This window comes from Pseudomonas sp. ADAK21, assembly GCF_012935735.1.
Taxonomy (GTDB): domain Bacteria; phylum Pseudomonadota; class Gammaproteobacteria; order Pseudomonadales; family Pseudomonadaceae; genus Aquipseudomonas; species Aquipseudomonas proteolytica.
In genome coordinates this window covers 3,667,931-3,686,299 of record NZ_CP052857.1, presented here as the reverse complement: position 1 = coordinate 3,686,299, position 18,369 = coordinate 3,667,931, and the positions used below count along the sequence as shown (strand labels likewise).

Below are 18,369 nucleotides of genomic sequence, written 5' to 3'. Positions count from 1 at the left end.
CAGCCCAGCGCGGGGCAAGCCCGCTCGCCACAACTGCGCTATCTGCCTGGATTTAGGCGTTGCGGCAAAGTTGTGTAGATACCTATGCCCATCGCCGGCAAGCCGGCTCCTACAGCAATTGGCTCATTGGCCCAGGGGCGTAGCCCTGGCCGGTGCGCTGACTTCCCTCTGCAGGTTCTGCATCTGGGTCTGCAAGGTCGTGATGTTGCGGGTGGTCTGAATGCGGAACACATCGAACTCTTTATTCGACGGCCCTTCCGTGGCGGCGCGGTTGTCCAGTTCGCTCTTGATTACCAACAGGTCCTGTTCCAGCCGTGCAACGGCCGTGGCCGGGTTGCCCTGCTTCTTCAACGCTGCCACATCCGTGCTCAGTTCCTTGACTTCGGCATTCAACTTGGCGGCTTCGGCCTGCGCAGCCTTGAGGGCCGTCAGTTCTGTCGCCAGGGTTTGCACCTGGGCCTGCATCTGGGTATTGGCAGTGGTCAGTTCCGTGGTGCTGGCACTCATCTGCGCCAAGCGCTGGTCCAGCTCGGTGGCCTGGCCTGCCACACCCAACTGCTGCTTGCCCTGCTCCAGCAACTGGCTTTCCAACTGTTTGATCTGCAGCTTGAGCGCTTCACTGCCGGTATTGACGTTGGCCTCACTGGCCACCACCTTGCCGGAAATGTCCTGCAAACGGCCGGCAGCTTCTTCGCTGATGCGCGCAAAACTTTCCTGGGTCGCCACCAGTTGCTGCCCCATCAGGGAAATCTGCTGGAAGCTCCACCACGCCAGGCCCACAAAGGCGAACAGCAGCGCCCCGACCAAGGCCCACAACGGCCCGGTGCTGGCGCTCTTGACCTTGACCACCGGCGCCGGACGCGAGCGCATGGACGTGGCGGCGGTCGGCACAAAATCATCGTCATCGCCAATGTCGGCCCGCAGGCTCGGCACATGGTCGAAGTCGTCTTTAATATCGTTACGCATGAATCAACCTTGAAATAGCCGCATAAAAAAACTGAGCGGCGGGAGTATAAACCCCTGGCCCGTCGCCTTGGTCGACCGGCAACCGAAAAATCGGTTCCCGGTGTTGCCAACGCTAGTTCGAGCCCGGCTCCTGGACTTTCCACCAATGGCAGAACTCATCGAGGGCCGTCCACAGGCTGACCTTGGGCTGGTAGTCGAGATAGTGCTGCGCACGGCTGATATCGAGGCTGAAATCCTTGTTCATCACTTGCATCCCCAGGCGTGACAGGGAAGGTTCCGGACGCCCCGGCCACATCGCGCAAAAGGCCTCGTTGAGCGCCGCGATGCTATAAGACAAGCCGTAGGAGCGGTAACGAGTGACCTGGGGCATGTCCATCTGGCGCATCACATAGTTGACCACGTCCCACACCGGCACCGGCGCGCCATTACTGATGTTATAGGCCTTGCCCAGCGCCGAACCGGTGGCCAGCAGGCTGCTGAGCAGGGCCTCGTTGAGGTTGTGCACACTGGTGAAGTCGACCTTGTTCAGGCCATCGCCAACGATGGCGAGACGGTTCTTGCGCTGCATTTTCAACAGGCGCGGGAAGATGCTCATGTCGCCAGCCCCGGTGACAAAACGCGGGCGCAGGGCCAGCACTTCCAGGCCGAATTCCTGGGCACCAAAGACTTTTTGCTCGGCCAGGTACTTGGTCGCCGCATAGGGATGCTTGAAGCGCTTGGGCACTTGCTCTTCGATCAGTCCCAGGTGATCGCGGCCATCGAAATAGATCGATGGCGACGACAGGTGCACCAGACGGCCGACCCGTTGTTTAAGGCAGGCTTCGACCACGTTTTCGGTGACCTGCACATTGCCCTGATAGAAGTCCTGGTAACGTCCCCACAGCCCTACGGCGCCGGCGCAATGAACCACGGCCTCAACGTCGCGGCACAGGTTGCGCGCCAAATCCGGATCATTCAGATCACCCTGGATAAACTCGGCGCCGCGCCGTACCAGGTGCTCGACACCCTCGGCGCGCCGCCCGTTGACCCGCACGTCCAGGCCCTGCTCCAGGGCGAAACGCGCAAAGCGCCCGCCAATGAAGCCGCTTGCGCCGGTGACCAGAATTTTCATGTGTTACCCCGTGTTCTTTCATTTTTTCATCGCAGTTGCGTTGACGCCGACGGTCACTCCAACGGCACCAGCAATTGGCCGGTAGCCCGTGCCAGATGCTCGGTCAACAAACCGAGCAATTGCCCGCCACTGCGCCAATGATGCCAGTACAGCGGCACATCGATGGGTTTATCTGGCAGTAATTCCACCAGCACGCCCCGTTGCAGTTGATCACGCACCTGCAACTCCGGCACCAAGCCCCAGCCCAGGCCGGCCTCGGTCAGGCGGATAAAACCTTCGGAGGACGGGCATAAATGGTGTTCAAAACCACCGTCCACGCCCAGCGACGCCAGGTAGCGATGTTGCAGGAAGTCATCCGGACCAAATACCAGCGCTGGCGTACGCGCCAGTTGATCGGCCCGTACTCCGCCGGGGAAGTGCCGGGCAATAAACGCCGGGCTCGCCAATGCCCGATAACGCATGGCCCCCAGCAACAGGCTGCGGGCACCGGCCACCGGGCGTTCGCTGGCGCAGACGCAAGCCGCCACCTCGCCGGCGCGCATACGCTTGAGGCCGACGGTCTGGTCTTCCACTACCAGGTCGAGCAGCAAGTGCTGCTCGGCGCAAAAATCCCCGACGGCCTGCGCCCACCACGTCGCCAGGCTGTCGGCGTTGATGGCGATGCGCAGCCGCTCGGGCATGCCCTCTTCGTCCAACGCCGGCACCTGGCTTTGCAGGTCGCGCTCCAGCAAGCGCACCTGCTGCACATGGTTGAGCAGGCGGCGGCCGATTTCCGTGGGGGTCGGCGGGGTCGCGCGTACCAGCACCGGCTGGCCGATGCGGGCTTCGAGCAATTTGATGCGCTGGGAAATGGCCGATTGCGACACACCAAGCACCTGGGCCCCGCGCTCGAAACCGGCCTGTTCCACTACTGCCGCCAGGGCGGAGAGCAACTTATAGTCGAACATCAGTTTTCCTAATGAGCGATCAGCAATATTTGTTTTTCTTATACAACCTCAACACCGACAATCGCCAGCATTGATTAGCAAGCAGAGTAAATATTATGTGGCAGAGTTATGTGAACGGCCTGCTGGTCGCCTTGGGGCTGATCATGGCCATCGGCACGCAAAACGCGTTTGTCCTGGCCCAGAGCCTGCGTCGCGAACATCACTTGCCCGTGGCGGCCTTGTGCGTGGTGTGCGATGCGTTGCTGGTGGCTGCCGGCGTATTCGGCCTGGCAACAGTGCTGGCGCATAACCCGCTGTTGCTGGCGATTGCGCGCTGGGGCGGCGCGGCGTTCCTGCTGTGGTATGGCGCCCTGGCCTTGCGCCGCGCCTGTTCACGTCAAAGCCTGGAGCAAGGTGAAGGGCAAAAAGTGCGCTCGCTGCGCGCGGTAATGCTCAGTGCATTGGCCGTGACCCTGCTCAACCCCCACGTCTATCTGGACACGGTGTTGCTGATCGGCTCCCTCGGCGCCCAGCAGACCGAACCCGGCGCTTATGTCGCAGGTGCTGCCAGTGCGTCCTTGCTGTGGTTTTCCGCCCTGGCCCTCGGCGCGGCGTGGCTGGCCCCGTGGCTGGCACGCCCGGCGACCTGGCGCCTGCTGGACCTGCTGGTGGCGGTGATGATGTTCAGCGTGGCCTATCAATTGATCAGCAACTGAGGAATATTCCAAAACGCTCTGGAACCTCTATTCCACACAGTTGTTGCGTGGTTTTGCCGCACCCCCGGTGCTATGATCCAGCCCCTGCGCCGCAAAGAGTACAAACTCCCCGGCGCTTGTTTGGCCGCCCGTGATCGGCCTTGCGCTCACCGCAACTGACCTGATTAGGAGAATTATCATGGCTTTCGAATTGCCGCCGCTGCCGTACGCACACGATGCCCTGCAGCCGCACATCTCCAAGGAAACCCTGGAGTACCACCACGACAAGCACCACAACACCTACGTCGTGAACCTGAACAACCTGGTGCCAGGCACCGAGTTCGAAGGCAAGACCCTGGAAGAGATCGTCAAGTCCTCTTCGGGTGGCATCTTCAACAACGCCGCCCAGGTCTGGAACCACACTTTCTACTGGAACTGCCTGGCACCAAACGCTGGCGGTCAACCAACTGGCGCATTGGCTGAAGCCATCAACGCTGCGTTCGGTTCGTTCGACAAGTTCAAGGAAGAGTTCACCAAGACTTCCGTCGGCACCTTCGGTTCCGGTTGGGGCTGGCTGGTGAAAAAGGCTGACGGTTCCCTGGCCCTGGCCAGCACCATCGGCGCCGGCAACCCGCTGACCAGCGGCGACACCCCGCTGCTGACCTGCGACGTCTGGGAACACGCCTACTACATCGACTACCGCAACGTGCGTCCAAAGTATGTGGAAGCGTTCTGGAACCTGGTCAACTGGAAGTTCGTTGCCGAGCAGTTCGAAGGCAAGACCTTCACTGCGTAAGTGACCCTTGCAGTACAAAGAGCCCGGCAATTGCCGGGCTTTTTCATGCGCTCGATCTGGAACCCGATGTGTCGCTTCTGCCACCTAGTGGATGAGGAATATCCCTCTCATCCCTGTCGGAGATTTCACAATGTCTATGTCAGCACTCGCAGCGCTTCCAGTGGTTGGTGAACTGGCCACAGCAGCTGCCGATATCACCAAATCGATCGCTCCCCTGATCCAACCCTTCGCCGACGTCGCCGCAAAGACCTTGGGCGACACTCTGAAAAACACCAGCGATGGGCAAAACACGTCCATAGATTTCGACGTAGCGAAAAAAGAACAGAGCGCAACAATCACGTTCAGTTGAGAGATCAACCTGCCCATCTGACCGTCCAAACCCGCCTCTTCGTTGAACAGCGCCCACCCCGCTACCGCAAGGCGGATGCAAATCCGCCTTGCGCCATCGATGCCCGCCTCACCAGGAAACGACCCCGCGCCGCTTCAAAGCTGCAACTGCTTCAATGTCCCTTTGACTGCCACCCCGGGATTGCCAATACTCATGGCATATTGAGGCTACCCGAATGGAACAAGGAATGACCCTTTGAAGCTGGAACTCAAAAACAGCTTGTCGGTGAAGTTGCTCCGGGTGGTGCTGTTGTCGGCACTGATTGTGGGCGTGGCACTGAGCGTGGCGCAGATCGTCTTCGATGCCTATAAGACGCGCCAGGCCGTGGCAGGCGATGCCCAGCGCATCCTCGACATGTTTCGCGACCCTTCCACCCAGGCCGTCTACAGCCTGGACCGTGAGATGGGCATGCAAGTCATCGAGGGCCTATTCCAGGATGATGCAGTGCGCATGGCCTCCATTGGCCACCCCAACGAGCCCATGCTTGCCGAAAAGAGCCGGGAACTGCAGCACTCCCCAAGCCGCTGGCTGACGGACGTGATTCTCGGCCAGGAACGCACCTTCACGACGCCCCTGGTGGGGCGCGGGCCCTACAGCGAGTATTACGGCGACCTGAGCATCACCCTCGACACGGCCACCTATGGCCAGGGCTTTATCGTCAATTCGGTGATCATTTTTATCTCCGGGGTGCTGCGCGCCCTGGCCATGGGCCTGGTGTTGTACCTGGTCTATCACTGGCTGCTGACCAAGCCCCTGTCGCGGATCATCAGCCACCTCAGCTCGATCAACCCCGACCGGCCCAGCGAGCACAAGATCCCCCAGCTCAAAGGCCACGAGAAAAATGAACTGGGGCTGTGGATCAACACCGCCAATCAATTGCTGGCCTCTATCGAACGCAACACTCACCTGCGTCATGAAGCCGAAAACAGCCTGCTGCGCATGGCCCAGTACGACTTCCTCACCGGGCTGCCCAACCGCCAGAAGCTGCAGGAGCAACTGGACAAGATCCTCATCGATGCCGGCCGCCGTCAACGCCGGGTCGCGGTGTTGTGCGTGGGGCTGGATGACTTCAAGAGCATCAACGAGCAGTACACCTACCAGGCCGGCGACCAACTGCTGCTGGCCCTGGCCGACCGCCTGCGCGCCCACAGTGGCCGGCTCGGCGCCCTCGCCCGCCTGGGTGGCGACCAGTTCGCCCTGGTCCAGGCCGATATCGAGCAGCCCTACGAAGCCGCCGAGCTGGCGCAAAGTATCCTAGATGACCTGGAAGCCGAGTTCGCCCTCGACCACGAACAGATCCGCCTGCGCGCCACCATCGGTATCACCTTGTTTCCCGAAGACGGCGATAGCACCGAGAAGCTGCTGCAAAAAGCCGAGCAGACCATGACCCTGGCCAAGACCCGCTCGCGCAATCGCTACCAGTTCTATATCGCCAGCGTCGACAGCGAAATGCGCCGGCGCCGCGAGCTGGAGAAAGACCTGCGCGAAGCCCTGGGCCGCGACCAGTTTCATTTGGTGTACCAACCGCAGATCAGCTATGTGGATCATCGCGTGGTCGGCGTCGAGGCGCTGATTCGCTGGCAACATCCGGAACACGGCCTGGTACCACCGGACTTGTTTATCCCGTTGGCGGAACAGAACGGCACCATCATCCCCATTGGCGAGTGGGTACTGGACCAGGCCTGCCGGCAATTGCGCGAATGGCACGACCAGGGTTTTACCGAGCTGCGCATGGCGGTCAACCTGTCCACGGTGCAACTGCACCACGCCGAACTGCCACGGGTGGTCAACAACCTGTTGCAGATCTATCGCCTGCCGCCGCGCAGCCTGGAGCTGGAAGTGACCGAGACCGGCCTGATGGAAGACATCAGCACCGCCGCCCAGCACTTGCTGAGCCTGCGCCGCTCCGGCGCGCTGATTGCCATCGACGACTTCGGTACCGGGTACTCGTCGCTGAGCTACCTCAAAAGCCTGCCCCTGGACAAAATCAAGATCGACAAGAGCTTTGTCCAGGACCTGCTGGACGACGATGACGATGCCACCATCGTGCGGGCGATCATCCAACTGGGCAAAAGCCTGGGCATGCAGGTCATTGCAGAAGGCGTGGAGACGCCCGAGCAAGAGGCCTACATCATCAGCGAAGGCTGCCACGAGGGTCAGGGCTATCACTACAGCAAACCCCTGCCGGCCCGTGAACTGGCGGCCTATCTCAAACAGGCCGAGCGCAACAACGCGGCGATCTTATAGCGCAATGCTGGCCACCCAGGGCAAAGCCTTGGGCGGCCAGGGCGCGAATGTGAAACTTTTACTGCGTTAACTCTTTACAGAAAATGCAAATCTTTCGCATTATGTCGCAGTTTTGCGCGCTGCATTGCGCCCCGATCAACTACCGAAGCAGGATGTTCGCCATGATTCGTATGCCCCTGGCCACCGCCAGTCTGCTGGCCATCGCTATTTCTCTCGCCGGCTGCGGCGAGGGTAAAGACAAGGCCGCCGCTCCTCAGGCGCCAACGCCAGCTGCCAGCACTACCGCTCCAGCGGCTGCCGCTACCGCCGGCCAGGTTGACGAGGCTGCCGCCAAGGCGGTCGTCGCGCATTACGCAGACATCGTGTTCGCGGTGTACAGCGACTCCGAGGCCACTGCAAAAACCCTGCAGACCGCCATCGATACCTTCCTCGCCAACCCCAACGACGAGACCCTGAAGGCCGCTCGCACCGCCTGGATCGCTGCACGCGTACCGTATCTGCAGAGCGAAGTGTTCCGCTTTGGCAACACCATCATTGATGACTGGGAAGGTCAGGTGAACGCCTGGCCGCTGGACGAAGGCCTGATCGACTATGTCGACAAGTCCTACGAACACGCCCTCGGCAACCCGGGCGCCACCGCCAATATCATCGCCAACACCGAGATCCAGGTCGGCGAAGACAAGATCGACGTCAAGGAAATCACCCCGGAGAAACTCGCCAGCCTCAACGAGCTGGGCGGCTCCGAAGCCAACGTCGCCACCGGCTACCACGCCATCGAATTCCTGCTGTGGGGCCAGGATCTGAACGGTACCGGCCCTGGCGCCGGCAACCGTCCAGCGTCGGACTACCTGCAAGGCGAAGGCGCCACCGGCGGTCATAACGAGCGTCGCCGCACTTACCTGCGCGCCGTAACCCAACTGCTGGTCAGCGACCTCGAAGAAATGGTCGGCAACTGGAAACCCAACGTCGAAGACAACTACCGCGCCACCCTGGAAGCCGAACCTGGCACCGACGGCCTGCGCAAGATGCTGTTCGGCATGGGCAGCCTGTCCCTGGGTGAACTGGCGGGCGAGCGGATGAAAGTGTCCCTGGAAGCCAACTCGCCGGAAGACGAGCACGACTGCTTCAGCGACAACACACACTACTCGCACTTCTACGACGCCAAGGGCATCCGCAACGTCTACCTGGGCGAGTACACCCGCACCGATGGCACCAAACTGACCGGCGCCAGCCTGTCGTCCCTGGTGGCCAAGGTTGATCCGGCTGCCGATGAAGCCCTCAAGGCTGACCTCGCTGCCACCGAAGCGAAGATCCAGGTCATTGTCGACCACGCCAACAAGGGTGAGCACTACGACCAACTGATCGCTGCCGGCAACACCGCAGGCAACCAGATCGTGCGCGATGCTATCGCATCCCTGGTCAAGCAGACCGGCTCCATCGAACAAGCTGCTGGCAAGCTGGGCATCGGTGACCTGAACCCGGATACCGCAGATCACGAGTTCTGATCTACGCGGTTTGAATGAGGCGGCCTTCGGGTCGCCTTTTTTGTATTACCCCCACAAAACCCATGTGGGAGCTGGCTTGCCTGCGATGGCGGCGGGTCAGTCAAGCATTCGAACCTGACGCACCACCATCGCAGGCAAGCCAGCTCCCACATCAGATCCGTACCCCCCGGTTTACAAGCCCTGCACCCTAGGTAGAATGGCGCCTCAAACTGTCACCCGAGCGCAATTCATGGCAATGCCGACCCTGCGAATCATTGGTTTCATCATCGGCATCTTCCTGATTACCCTCGCGGTCGCCATGGTAGTGCCCATGGCCACCCTGATGTTTTTCGACCGCACCAGCGACCTGCCGTCCTTTCTCTGGGCAAGCATGATCACCTTTATCGCAGGCCTGGCGCTGGTGATTCCCGGTCGCCCGGAACAAGTCCAGCTGCGCCCCAGGGATATGTACCTGCTGACTGTGAGCAGTTGGGTGGTGGTGTGTATCTTTGCCGCGCTGCCGTTCTTGCTGACCCAGCACATCAGCTATACCGACTCGTTCTTTGAAAGCATGTCCGGCATCACCGCCACCGGCGCCACCGTGCTCAGTGGGCTGGACACCATGTCACCGGGCATCCTGATGTGGCGCTCGATGCTGCACTGGCTCGGCGGCATCGGTTTTATCGGCATGGCGGTGGCGATCCTGCCGCTGCTGCGCATCGGTGGCATGCGCCTGTTCCAGACCGAATCCTCGGACCGCTCCGAGAAGGTCATGCCCCGCTCGCATATGGTGGCGCGCCTGATCGTGGCGGCCTATGTCGGCATTACCATCCTCGGCAGCCTGGGTTTCTGGTGGGCCGGCATGGGCCTGTTCGACGCGATCAACCACGCGATGTCGGCCATTTCCACGGGCGGTTTCTCCACCTCCGACGAATCATTGGCGCACTGGAAACAGCCCGCCGTGCATTGGGTCGCGATAGTCGTGATGATCATGGGCAGCCTGCCGTTTGCCTTGTATGTCGCCACCTTGCGCGGCAACCGCAAGGCGCTGATCAAGGACCAGCAGGTACAGGGCTTGCTGGGCATGCTGTTGGTGACCTGGATCGTGCTCGGCACCTGGTACTGGTGGACCACCAACCTGCACTGGCTGGATGCGCTGCGCCATGTGGCACTGAACGTCACGTCCGTGGTGACCACCACAGGCTTTGCCCTGGGTGACTACAGCCTGTGGGGCAATTTCTCGCTGATGCTGTTCTTTTACCTGGGTTTTGTTGGCGGTTGCTCGGGCTCCACCGCTGGCGGAATCAAGATTTTCCGCTTCCAGGTCGCCTATATCCTGCTCAAGGCCAACTTGAACCAGCTGATTCACCCCAGGGCGGTGATCAAGCAGAAATACAACGGCCATCGCCTCGACGAAGAAATCGTCCGGTCGATCCTGACGTTCTCGTTCTTCTTCGCCATCACCATCTGCATGATCGCCCTGGCCCTATCGTTGCTGGGCGTGGACTGGATGACCGCCCTGACCGGCGCCGCCAGCACCGTTTCCGGCGTGGGCCCGGGGCTGGGCGAAACCATCGGCCCGGCCGGCAACTTCGCCACCCTGCCAGATGCCGCCAAGTGGATCCTGTCCCTGGGCATGCTACTCGGCCGACTGGAGATCATTACGGTGTTTGTACTGTGTATGCCGGCGTTCTGGCGACACTGACACTCGCCGAAGTCTCCAATAACCGCGCCCGGTATTCGCCGGGCGTGGCATCGAACCAGCGGCGAAAAGCGCGGAAGAAGTTGCTCGGGTCGGCAAATCCCAGCAGGTAGGCGATTTCCAGCAAGGTCATGCTCGGCTGCGCCAGGTACTGCTCGGCCAATTCGCGGCGGGTGTCGTCGAGCAAGGTCTGGAAGCTGGTGCCCTCCTCCTGCAAGCGCCGCTGCAGCGTACGCTGGGACAGGTGCAACGTCTGCGCGACCATCTCACGCTTGGGTTCGCCCTGGGGCAGCAACCGGCAGAGCACCTGGCGAGCCTTGTGGGTCACGCGGCTCTCGGAAAACCGCGCCAGGTATTCCCCCGCAAACCGGTCGTGCAGCAGCGCCATCGCTTCATTGGCGGTAGGCAACGGTGCTTCCATATCCGCCCGCTCGAAGATCAGCGCGTCATACGGCGCGTTGAACACCAGCGGCGCATGAAAGGCCTGCCTATAGGGTTCCAGGTCGGCTGGCTGGGCGCCTTGCACCAACACTTTGCGCGGTTGCAACGTGCGCCCGGTCAGCCAGCCACACAACGCCAACGCGCAGGCCAGCGATGCCTCGGCACTTTGCCGGGTGGGCGGCAGATGATCGCCGTGTACCGTAAGGATCAACGCATAGCCTTCGGGCAACAGGCGGAAGCTCAAGTCAGCGCTTTCGGCGATGATCCGCTGGTAGCGCACCAGCCGGGTAAAGCCCTCGGCCAGGGTACTGCTGGACATCAAGGCATAGCCGGCCACATGGAATGACGCCGGGCGCACTACCTTGCCCATATTCAGGCCAATGGCCGGGTTGCCCGAAACCTCCACCGCACGCTGCCAGAGCCGGGTCATGGAGTCCTGGGGAAAGCGCGCGTCGGGGTCATCCAGGGCGCTGTAATCCAGGCCCAGCTGTTTGAACAGCGCGCGGCAATCCAGGCCCTCGAGCTCCAGCGCCTTGACTATCCCCATCGCCCAGCTTGCAGAAGTCGTTCGTTCGTTCATGGCGTTATCTTGCACGCGTTCTATGACGGGACGGCTGAAATCGCAGCCAGGAACCCAAGGATACTAAAGTGGCGTCTATTGTCACTGGCCCTTGCCAGTGATGACTCTAGACTCAAATAAGCTCCCCGCCGAACATCCGTCGGGCACAACAATAACCAGAGGGCCGGCCAACGTGGAAAATGTCAGACAATTCAATAGCTTCGCCGAGTTCTATCCGTATTACCTGAGTGAACACGGCAACAGCACCTGTCGGCGCCTGCACTTTATCGGTACCAGCCTGGTGATTTTTATTCTCGCGTTCGCCATCGGCAAGGGTGCCTGGTGGCTACTGTGGGTACTGCCAGTGGCCGGCTACAGCTTTGCCTGGGTCGGGCACTTTTTCTTTGAAAAGAACCGCCCGGCGACATTCCAGCATCCGTTCTACAGCCTGCTGGGAGATTTCGTGATGTACCGCGACATGATCCTGGGCAAGGTGCCGTTCTAAACCATCCAAAACAATAAGAGACACGCCGATGAGCCAGCAGGCCCGCTTCACCCATATGCAAGACGGCACCCAGGAAGACTGGTCCATCATCGCCGCCGACTTCAGTGCCTATGCCCGCCAGTTGCCCGGGCGGATCCTCGCGCACCTGCGGTTGCTGGAGGGTGACTTCGGTGGCTTCCCGGTGGACCGCCTGACCCACTCCCTGCAGACCGCCAGCCGCGCCTGGCACGATGGCCGCGACGAAGAATATGTGGTCTGTGCGTTGCTCCATGACATCGGCGACACCCTGGGTTCCTACAACCACCCGGACATTGCCGCCGCCATCCTCAAACCGTTCGTCAGCCCGCAAAACCTGTGGATGGTGGAAAAGCACGGGATTTTCCAGGGCTACTATTTCTTTCATCACCTGGGCATGGATCGCCACCTGCGCGAGCAATTTGGTGAACACCCGCAGTATGAGCAAACCATTGAATTCTGCGCGCTGTACGACGCGGCCGCCTTCGATCCGGCCTATGCCACCCTGCCCCTGAGCTTTTTCGAACCCATGCTGGCACGGGTCTTCGCCCAGCCAAAAAACTCCATCTACAAGGCCGCCATGGAGCGCCAGGCCAGCGTGTGACCTCTTGTCACTTGCGTCTTGGGGCGAAAGGTTCGTGCATTTGGCGAGATAAAAGTCTTTTTGTCATTTGCAGTGCTGTATCCTGCCCAGGCTTTGTAAAAAGCGTGGCACATCTGCAATCCCACAACAGACCTTGCGAGGAGCGACGACGATGCACGAGATTCCCAATCTCCCCTTCCCAAGCCTGCACGAGACCGAGCAGCCAACCCCACAACAGGCCGGCAGCGATAAACAAGCGCCAGCACAAGCAGCACCGGTCGACAGCGATAGCGACGACTGACCGCAGTACCCAGACCGTGTGGAAAGCGTGACATTGCGCGCTTTCCACACCGCCTGAATCAAGAGACACGCAACATGCCTGACACTCCCAAGCATTCCCCCGATGACGCGATACTCGGCGCCGCCCTGCAAATGGTCGATGTGTGGAGCCGCCTCAGCCCGGAAAAACAAGCGCTGCTGCTCAAGCGCTTTGGCACCCAGGAAAACGCTCTGGCCGCGCTCGTGACCACGCGCATGCTCAGCCCCGCGCCACTGTAGGCGCCGGCTCGCCAGCGATGGCGGGCGTTCAGCCGCCAAAGGTTTTATGCCCTGTGCGGCGCAAAGCACCGGTATCATAAGCAGCCTATCTTTTACTGCCGCGACAGTGGACCCCTCCCATGCCAGATACCCAGCGCCCCATGGCGGTCACGCTGCAAGTCGTTTCCATCGTGCTGTTCACCTTTATCGGCTATCTGAATATCGGCATACCCCTGGCCGTATTGCCGGGCTATGTCCACAGCGACCTGGGTTTTGGCGCGGTGATCGCGGGCCTGGTGATCAGCGTGCAGTACCTGGCCACCCTGCTGAGCCGGCCCTATGCCGGGCGCATCATCGATAACCGCGGCAGCAAGCGCGCGGTGATGTACGGCCTGGCCGGTTGTGGCTTGAGTGGGGTGTTCATGCTGGTGTCCGCGGCATTGACCCATCTGCCGGCCTTGAGCCTGACCAGTCTGCTGATTGGCCGGCTGGTCCTGGGCAGTGCCGAAAGCCTGGTGGGATCGGGCTCCATTGGCTGGGGGATTGGCCGGGTCGGTGCGCTGAATACCGCCAAGGTCATCTCCTGGAACGGTATTGCCAGCTACGGCGCCCTGGCGATTGGCGCACCGCTGGGGGTGCTGCTGGTCAGCCGGTTCGGGCTGTGGAGCATGGGCGCCAGCATCATGGTGCTGGCGGTGCTGGGCCTGCTGCTGGCCTGGCCGAAAGTCGCGGCGCCCATCGTAGTCGGCGAACGCCTGCCCTTCATGCATGTGCTGGGCCGCGTACTGCCCCACGGCTGCGGGCTGGCCCTGGGCTCCATCGGCTTTGGCACCATCGCCACGTTTATCACCCTGTATTACGCGACCCAGAACTGGGATAACGCGGTGCTGTGCCTGAGCCTGTTCGGGGCCAGCTTTATCGGCGCGCGGTTGCTGTTCGGTAACCTGATCAACCGGATCGGCGGGTTTCGCGTGGCGATCGCCTGCCTGTCGGTGGAAACCCTTGGCCTGCTGCTGTTGTGGCTGGCGCCGAATGCCGAACTGGCGTTGGCGGGCGCGGCCCTGAGTGGCTTTGGCTTTTCCCTGGTGTTTCCGGCGCTGGGCGTCGAGGCGGTCAACCTGGTGCCTGCCTCCAGCCGTGGCGCGGCGGTGGGGGCCTATTCGCTGTTTATCGACTTGTCTTTGGGCATCACCGGGCCATTGGCCGGCGCTATTGCGGCGGGTTTCGGCTTTGCTTCGATCTTTCTGTTTGCCGCACTGGCGGCCTTCGCCGGGCTGCTGTTGAGCCTGTACCTGTATCGCCAGGCCCCCAAATACCGCGACGAACGCAACGCTGGCTAGAAATCCACCTTGCCGCGCCCGGCCTTGATGCTGCCGCGCTTGGTCTTGGATTCCAGGCGACGCTTTTTCGAGCCCAGGGTGGGTTTGGTCGGGCGGCGTTTTTTCTCGACCTTGGTCGCGCTGAGGATCAACTCCACCAGGCGCTCCAGGGCATCGGCGCGGTTCTGTTCCTGGGTCCGGTATTGCTGGGCCTTGAGGATCAATACGCCTTCGCTGGTGATGCGGCTGTCACGCAGTGCCAGCAGGCGCTCCTTGTAGAACGGCGGCAACGATGAAGCGCCGATATCGAAGCGCAAGTGCACCGCGCTGGAAACCTTATTGACGTTCTGCCCCCCGGCGCCCTGGGCGCGGATGGCCGTCAACTCGATTTCAGCATCGGGCAGGTGCACGTTACTGGAGATTACCAACATGGAAAGCGGGTCCGTTGACACCTGCAGGAGCCGGTTTACCGGCTCCTGCAGGGTAGGCTAGTTGTTCAGCGAGGATACCGCACTCAGGTTTTCCCGAGCCTCGCGCTTGCTCTTGAAGAAATAGCAGACCCACATGAACGCCAGCCAGATCGGAATCGCATACACCGACTTCTGAATGCCCGGCGTCATCAGCATGATCGCCAGGATAAACACCACGAACGCCAGGCACACAAAGTTGCCATAGGGGTACCACAGCGCCTTGAACAGCGGCACCTGGCCGGTGCGGTTCATGTGCTGGCGGAACTTGAAGTGCGAGAAGCTGATCATCGCCCAGTTGATCACCAACGTGGCCACCACCAGGGACATCAGCAGTTCCAGGGCGTGCTGCGGGATCCAGTAGTTCATCAACACCGCCACCAGGGTGACTGCCGCCGAGGCCAGGATCGAACGCACGGGCACGCCGCGCTTGTCGATCTTCGCCAACGCCGCCGGGGCGTCGCCTTGTTCGGCCATGCCCAGCAGCATGCGGCTGTTGCAGTAGGTGCCGCTGTTGTACACCGACAGCGCCGCCGTCAACACCACAAAGTTGAGGATATGCGCGGCAGTGTTGCTGCCCAGCATCGAGAACACCTGCACGAACGGGCTGCCGCTATAGGCGTCGCCGGACGCGTTCAAGGTCACCAGCAGGCTGTCCCATGGCGTCAGCGACAACAGCACCACCAGGGCGCCAATGTAGAAAATCAGGATGCGGTAAATCACCTGATTGATCGCCTTGGGGATCACGGTCCGTGGCTGGTCCGCTTCAGCGGCGGTAAAGCCGAGCATTTCCAGGCCGCCAAACGAGAACATGATGATCGCCATGGCCATCACCAACCCACCGACGCCATGGGGGAAGAACCCGCCGTGTTCCCACAGGTTGCTCACCGACGCCTGCGGCCCGCCGGTGCCGCTGACCAGCAGATAACTGCCCAGGGCGATCATGCCGACAATCGCCACCACCTTGATAATCGCAAACCAGAACTCGGCCTCGCCAAACACTTTGACGTTGGCCAGGTTGATCACATTGATCAGCACGAAAAATGCCGCCGCCGAGACCCAGGTCGGAATCTCCGGCCACCAGTAGTGCACGTACTTGCCGACGGCCGTCAGCTCCGACATGCCCACCAGGATATAAAGGATCCAGCAGTTCCAGCCCGACAAAAAGCCCGCGAAACCGCCCCAGTACTTGTGGGCAAAATGGCTGAAGGAGCCGGCTACTGGCTCTTCGACGATCATTTCGCCCAGTTGGCGCATGATCATGAAGGCGATAAAGCCGCAGATGGCATAGCCGAGGATCATCGACGGGCCGGCTGACTTCAGCACCCCCGCCGAGCCCAGGAACAGGCCGGTACCGATCGCGCCACCGAGGGCGATCAATTGGATATGACGATTTTTCAGGCCGCGCTTCAGTTCACCTGAAGGCGAGTTGTTTGCACTCATGAAAAGGGTCTCACGCAAGGTTTGATGATGTTGATTACACGATGCTGCTTTGAAACCGACTCAAGCAGCGCCGATCAAACCCCAGCGCAGGCACCAGGAGTTCAGCGTCTTTCTTACGGTCATGCGTCACCTGTTTGTTTTTATCTGTGACGAAATCGAACCCGTCCGGCTTGTGGCCAGGCGGAGTTAACAAGGCAGCCAGCCTTGAAGGCCTTTTGCATGGGTATGCAAGGGGGGTCACAGTAAAACGCGGCGCATTGTACACCGCTCGATTGGTTAGGGAGCCTTGCCGGGGAGATTGTTGACCGATCGGCAAGTTTTCTTTACAGATAAAAAAACACGAGACCAAGACAGGCGTAGGCTCAGGCCCTGCGTAAAATAATTGTTACAGGGCGGAAGATATTCATGACGACCGGGCTTGCCATCATCTGTAGGAGCAAGCCTACTCGCGGCAAACGCCCGAGCACCGCGTTCATCCTGGATAAGCGTGACAGCTCTGGTTTTTCGCGAGCAAGCTCGCTCCTGCACAAAGTCCGACGCAAAAAAAACGCCAACCCTCAGGGTTGGCGTTTTCTCTTACCGCTCGCAGCTTAAAACTTGCCGCAGCCCTTAAGGCTTCTTGCGACCAAAGCCCGGACGCTGCCCGGAACCTGCCGGTGCACCACGGCGCTTGCCCGATGGCTCGTCAGCCACCAGTTTGAGCCCAGGGCGCTTTTTCGGCGCTGGCTTGGCTGGGCGCTTGGCGCCTTCGGCTGGACGATCGGTCTGCGGCGCACCGCGGCCTGCATCGCCTCGGTTGCTGCGGCCACCTGTTGGCGCTTCGCCACGACCGGCCGGACGTGGAGTACGCGGCGCACGCTCGCCATCCTGACGGGCCGGAGCCGATGGGCGACGATCACCCTCGATCTGCGGCTGACGGGAAATACGACCGCCAGTGGCCGGCGCATCCAGGGCCGGGCGCAGAGTGCGGGCAACGCGCTCGGTGCGAGCCACTGGGCGCGACGATTTACGCTGCATACGCTCCAGCTTGTCTTTGCTCTTGGCGTTCATCTGCGGCATGGCCACCGGGGTCAGGCCCACTTCAGCACTGAGGATGTCGACTTCGTACTGGCTCATTTCGCGCCAGCGACCCATCGGCAGGTCAGAGTTGAGGAACACCGGGCCAAAACGCACGCGCTTCAGGCGGCTGACCACCAGGCCCTGGGATTCCCACAGGCGACGTACTTCACGGTTACGCCCTTCCATCACCACGCAGTGGTACCAGTGGTTGAAACCTTCGCCACCTGGAGCCTGCTTGATGTCGGTGAACTTGGCCGGGCCGTCTTCCAGCACGACGCCAGCCTTGAGGCGCTCGATCATCTCGTCATCGACTTCACCACGTACACGCACTGCGTATTCACGGTCCATCTCGTAGGACGGGTGCATCAGGCGGTTGGCCAGTTCACCGTCGGTGGTGAACATCAGCAAACCGGTGGTGTTGATGTCCAGGCGACCGATGTTGATCCAACGGCCTTCTTTGGGCTTGGGCATCTTGTCGAACACGGTGGGACGGCCTTCCGGGTCGTCACGGGTGCAGATCTCGCCGTCGGGCTTGTTGTACATGATCACGCGGCGCACCGATTCGGCGGCCTCTTCACGCTTGATGACCTTGCCATCAATAGTGATCGCGTCATGCAGGTCGACGCGCTGGCCAAGGGTGGCCTCGACGCCGTTGACCTTGATGCGCTTCTGGGTGATCCAGGCTTCCACGTCGCGGCGCGAGCCGACGCCGATACGGGCGAGGACTTTTTGCAGTTTCTCGCCTGCTGGGCCGATTTCCTGGCTGTCGTTCTGGTCTTGGTCTTTCATCTTAAGCACCTCCCGGTGTGTCGATTCAGGCGTGGCCTGAAGGTATTGAAACTGGGTTCTTGGGCGAACGCATCGCCGAAGGGTCGCGAATCATACGCTCATGGCGCGCATTGCGCATCAGAGACTAGTCGATATGGGCCGGCTCATTTACTTTTCCGCCGACCGGTGGCACCCAGGGCGAGCAGCCGTAACTCGGCTTCGGCCAGCACCGCGCGCTTGTCGACCTTGTCGAGTTTCTTCCAGGCCCGGATCTCACGCTTGCTGCGCCCGCAGCCGAGGCAGATATCGTCGGTGAATTTGCAGATGCTGATGCAGGGGTCTTTGGTGGAGCTCATCA

The 18,369-nt window shown here is 61.0% G+C and carries 19 protein-coding genes; 11 read left to right on the top strand and 8 right to left on the bottom strand.

Going from position 1 to position 18,369, the window contains the following annotated elements:
- Positions 1-123 precede the first annotated feature (123 nt).
- From HKK57_RS16640 to HKK57_RS16630, 3 genes are all read right to left on the bottom strand, one after another.
- Complete coding sequence (locus tag HKK57_RS16640) at positions 124-966, bottom strand: ATPase (RefSeq protein ID WP_169390440.1); 843 nt, start codon at positions 964-966, stop codon at positions 124-126.
- Positions 967-1,078: 112 nt separating this feature from the next.
- Positions 1,079-2,077, bottom strand: coding sequence for an NAD-dependent epimerase/dehydratase family protein (locus HKK57_RS16635; RefSeq protein ID WP_169390439.1), 999 nt, complete (start codon positions 2,075-2,077; stop codon positions 1,079-1,081).
- 53 nt (positions 2,078-2,130) lie between these two features.
- Positions 2,131-3,024: a LysR family transcriptional regulator ArgP gene (locus HKK57_RS16630; RefSeq protein ID WP_029296381.1), complete on the bottom strand. Its 894-nt coding sequence runs from the start codon at positions 3,022-3,024 to the stop codon at positions 2,131-2,133.
- 95 nt (positions 3,025-3,119) lie between these two features.
- On the opposite strand from HKK57_RS16630, the gene HKK57_RS16625 reads away from it, so the two are divergent.
- The 6 genes from HKK57_RS16625 to HKK57_RS16600 all read left to right on the top strand — a co-directional run bounded on the left by HKK57_RS16625 (position 3,120) and on the right by HKK57_RS16600 (position 10,318).
- A complete protein-coding gene (locus HKK57_RS16625) occupies positions 3,120-3,719 on the top strand; it encodes a LysE/ArgO family amino acid transporter (protein ID WP_029296379.1) in 600 nt (199 codons plus the stop codon).
- Between the two features lie 178 nt (positions 3,720-3,897).
- Positions 3,898-4,494: a superoxide dismutase gene (locus HKK57_RS16620; RefSeq protein ID WP_003212997.1), complete on the top strand. Its 597-nt coding sequence runs from the start codon at positions 3,898-3,900 to the stop codon at positions 4,492-4,494.
- A 130-nt stretch (positions 4,495-4,624) separates the two neighbouring features.
- Positions 4,625-4,843 (top strand): hypothetical protein, encoded by a 219-nt coding sequence (locus HKK57_RS16615; RefSeq protein WP_169390438.1) that lies wholly within the window; start codon positions 4,625-4,627, stop codon positions 4,841-4,843.
- A 234-nt stretch (positions 4,844-5,077) separates the two neighbouring features.
- Entirely contained in the window at positions 5,078-7,129 is a 2,052-nt protein-coding gene (locus HKK57_RS16610) for a putative bifunctional diguanylate cyclase/phosphodiesterase (protein ID WP_029296372.1), read from the top strand.
- Between the two features lie 161 nt (positions 7,130-7,290).
- A complete protein-coding gene (locus HKK57_RS16605) occupies positions 7,291-8,634 on the top strand; it encodes an imelysin family protein (protein WP_029296370.1) in 1,344 nt (447 codons plus the stop codon).
- A 229-nt stretch (positions 8,635-8,863) separates the two neighbouring features.
- Positions 8,864-10,318 carry a TrkH family potassium uptake protein gene (locus HKK57_RS16600; RefSeq protein ID WP_029296368.1) on the top strand — a complete coding sequence of 485 codons (1,455 nt, stop codon included), beginning with the start codon at positions 8,864-8,866 and terminating at the stop codon, positions 10,316-10,318.
- Here HKK57_RS16600 and HKK57_RS16595 read toward each other — a convergent pair.
- A complete protein-coding gene (locus tag HKK57_RS16595) occupies positions 10,275-11,336 on the bottom strand; it encodes an AraC family transcriptional regulator (protein WP_029296365.1) in 1,062 nt (353 codons plus the stop codon). The two genes, HKK57_RS16600 and HKK57_RS16595, sit on opposite strands and share 44 nt — an antisense overlap.
- Positions 11,337-11,508: 172 nt before the next feature.
- Here HKK57_RS16595 and HKK57_RS16590 point away from each other — a divergent pair, with 172 nt between their 5' ends.
- From HKK57_RS16590 to HKK57_RS16575, 5 genes are all read left to right on the top strand, one after another.
- Entirely contained in the window at positions 11,509-11,820 is a 312-nt protein-coding gene (locus HKK57_RS16590) for a DUF962 domain-containing protein (protein ID WP_029296363.1), read from the top strand.
- A gap of 28 nt (positions 11,821-11,848) precedes the next feature.
- The gene (locus HKK57_RS16585) at positions 11,849-12,439 is read left to right on the top strand and encodes an HD domain-containing protein (protein ID WP_029296361.1); all 591 of its coding nucleotides are present in this window, start codon (positions 11,849-11,851) and stop codon (positions 12,437-12,439) included.
- A 151-nt stretch (positions 12,440-12,590) separates the two neighbouring features.
- Positions 12,591-12,719 carry a hypothetical protein gene (locus HKK57_RS27165; protein ID WP_256324357.1) on the top strand — a complete coding sequence of 43 codons (129 nt, stop codon included), beginning with the start codon at positions 12,591-12,593 and terminating at the stop codon, positions 12,717-12,719.
- A 74-nt stretch (positions 12,720-12,793) separates the two neighbouring features.
- A complete protein-coding gene (locus HKK57_RS16580) occupies positions 12,794-12,976 on the top strand; it encodes a hypothetical protein (protein ID WP_070995323.1) in 183 nt (60 codons plus the stop codon).
- A gap of 119 nt (positions 12,977-13,095) precedes the next feature.
- On the top strand, positions 13,096-14,295 hold the full coding sequence (locus HKK57_RS16575) for an MFS transporter (RefSeq protein ID WP_029296357.1): 1,200 nt from the start codon (positions 13,096-13,098) through the stop codon (positions 14,293-14,295).
- Here HKK57_RS16575 and arfB read toward each other — a convergent pair.
- The 4 genes from arfB to HKK57_RS16555 form a co-directional block, all read right to left on the bottom strand.
- Positions 14,292-14,705 carry an alternative ribosome rescue aminoacyl-tRNA hydrolase ArfB gene (arfB, locus tag HKK57_RS16570; RefSeq protein WP_029296355.1) on the bottom strand — a complete coding sequence of 138 codons (414 nt, stop codon included), beginning with the start codon at positions 14,703-14,705 and terminating at the stop codon, positions 14,292-14,294. The two genes, HKK57_RS16575 and arfB, sit on opposite strands and share 4 nt — an antisense overlap.
- A gap of 57 nt (positions 14,706-14,762) precedes the next feature.
- The gene (locus HKK57_RS16565; RefSeq protein WP_029296353.1) at positions 14,763-16,184 is read right to left on the bottom strand and encodes an amino acid permease; all 1,422 of its coding nucleotides are present in this window, start codon (positions 16,182-16,184) and stop codon (positions 14,763-14,765) included.
- A gap of 609 nt (positions 16,185-16,793) precedes the next feature.
- Positions 16,794-18,032 carry a 23S rRNA pseudouridine(2605) synthase RluB gene (gene rluB / locus HKK57_RS16560; protein ID WP_029296351.1) on the bottom strand — a complete coding sequence of 413 codons (1,239 nt, stop codon included), beginning with the start codon at positions 18,030-18,032 and terminating at the stop codon, positions 16,794-16,796.
- Positions 18,033-18,175: 143 nt separating this feature from the next.
- Positions 18,176-18,367: a DUF1289 domain-containing protein gene (locus HKK57_RS16555; protein ID WP_159908608.1), complete on the bottom strand. Its 192-nt coding sequence runs from the start codon at positions 18,365-18,367 to the stop codon at positions 18,176-18,178.
- Positions 18,368-18,369 lie beyond the last annotated feature (2 nt).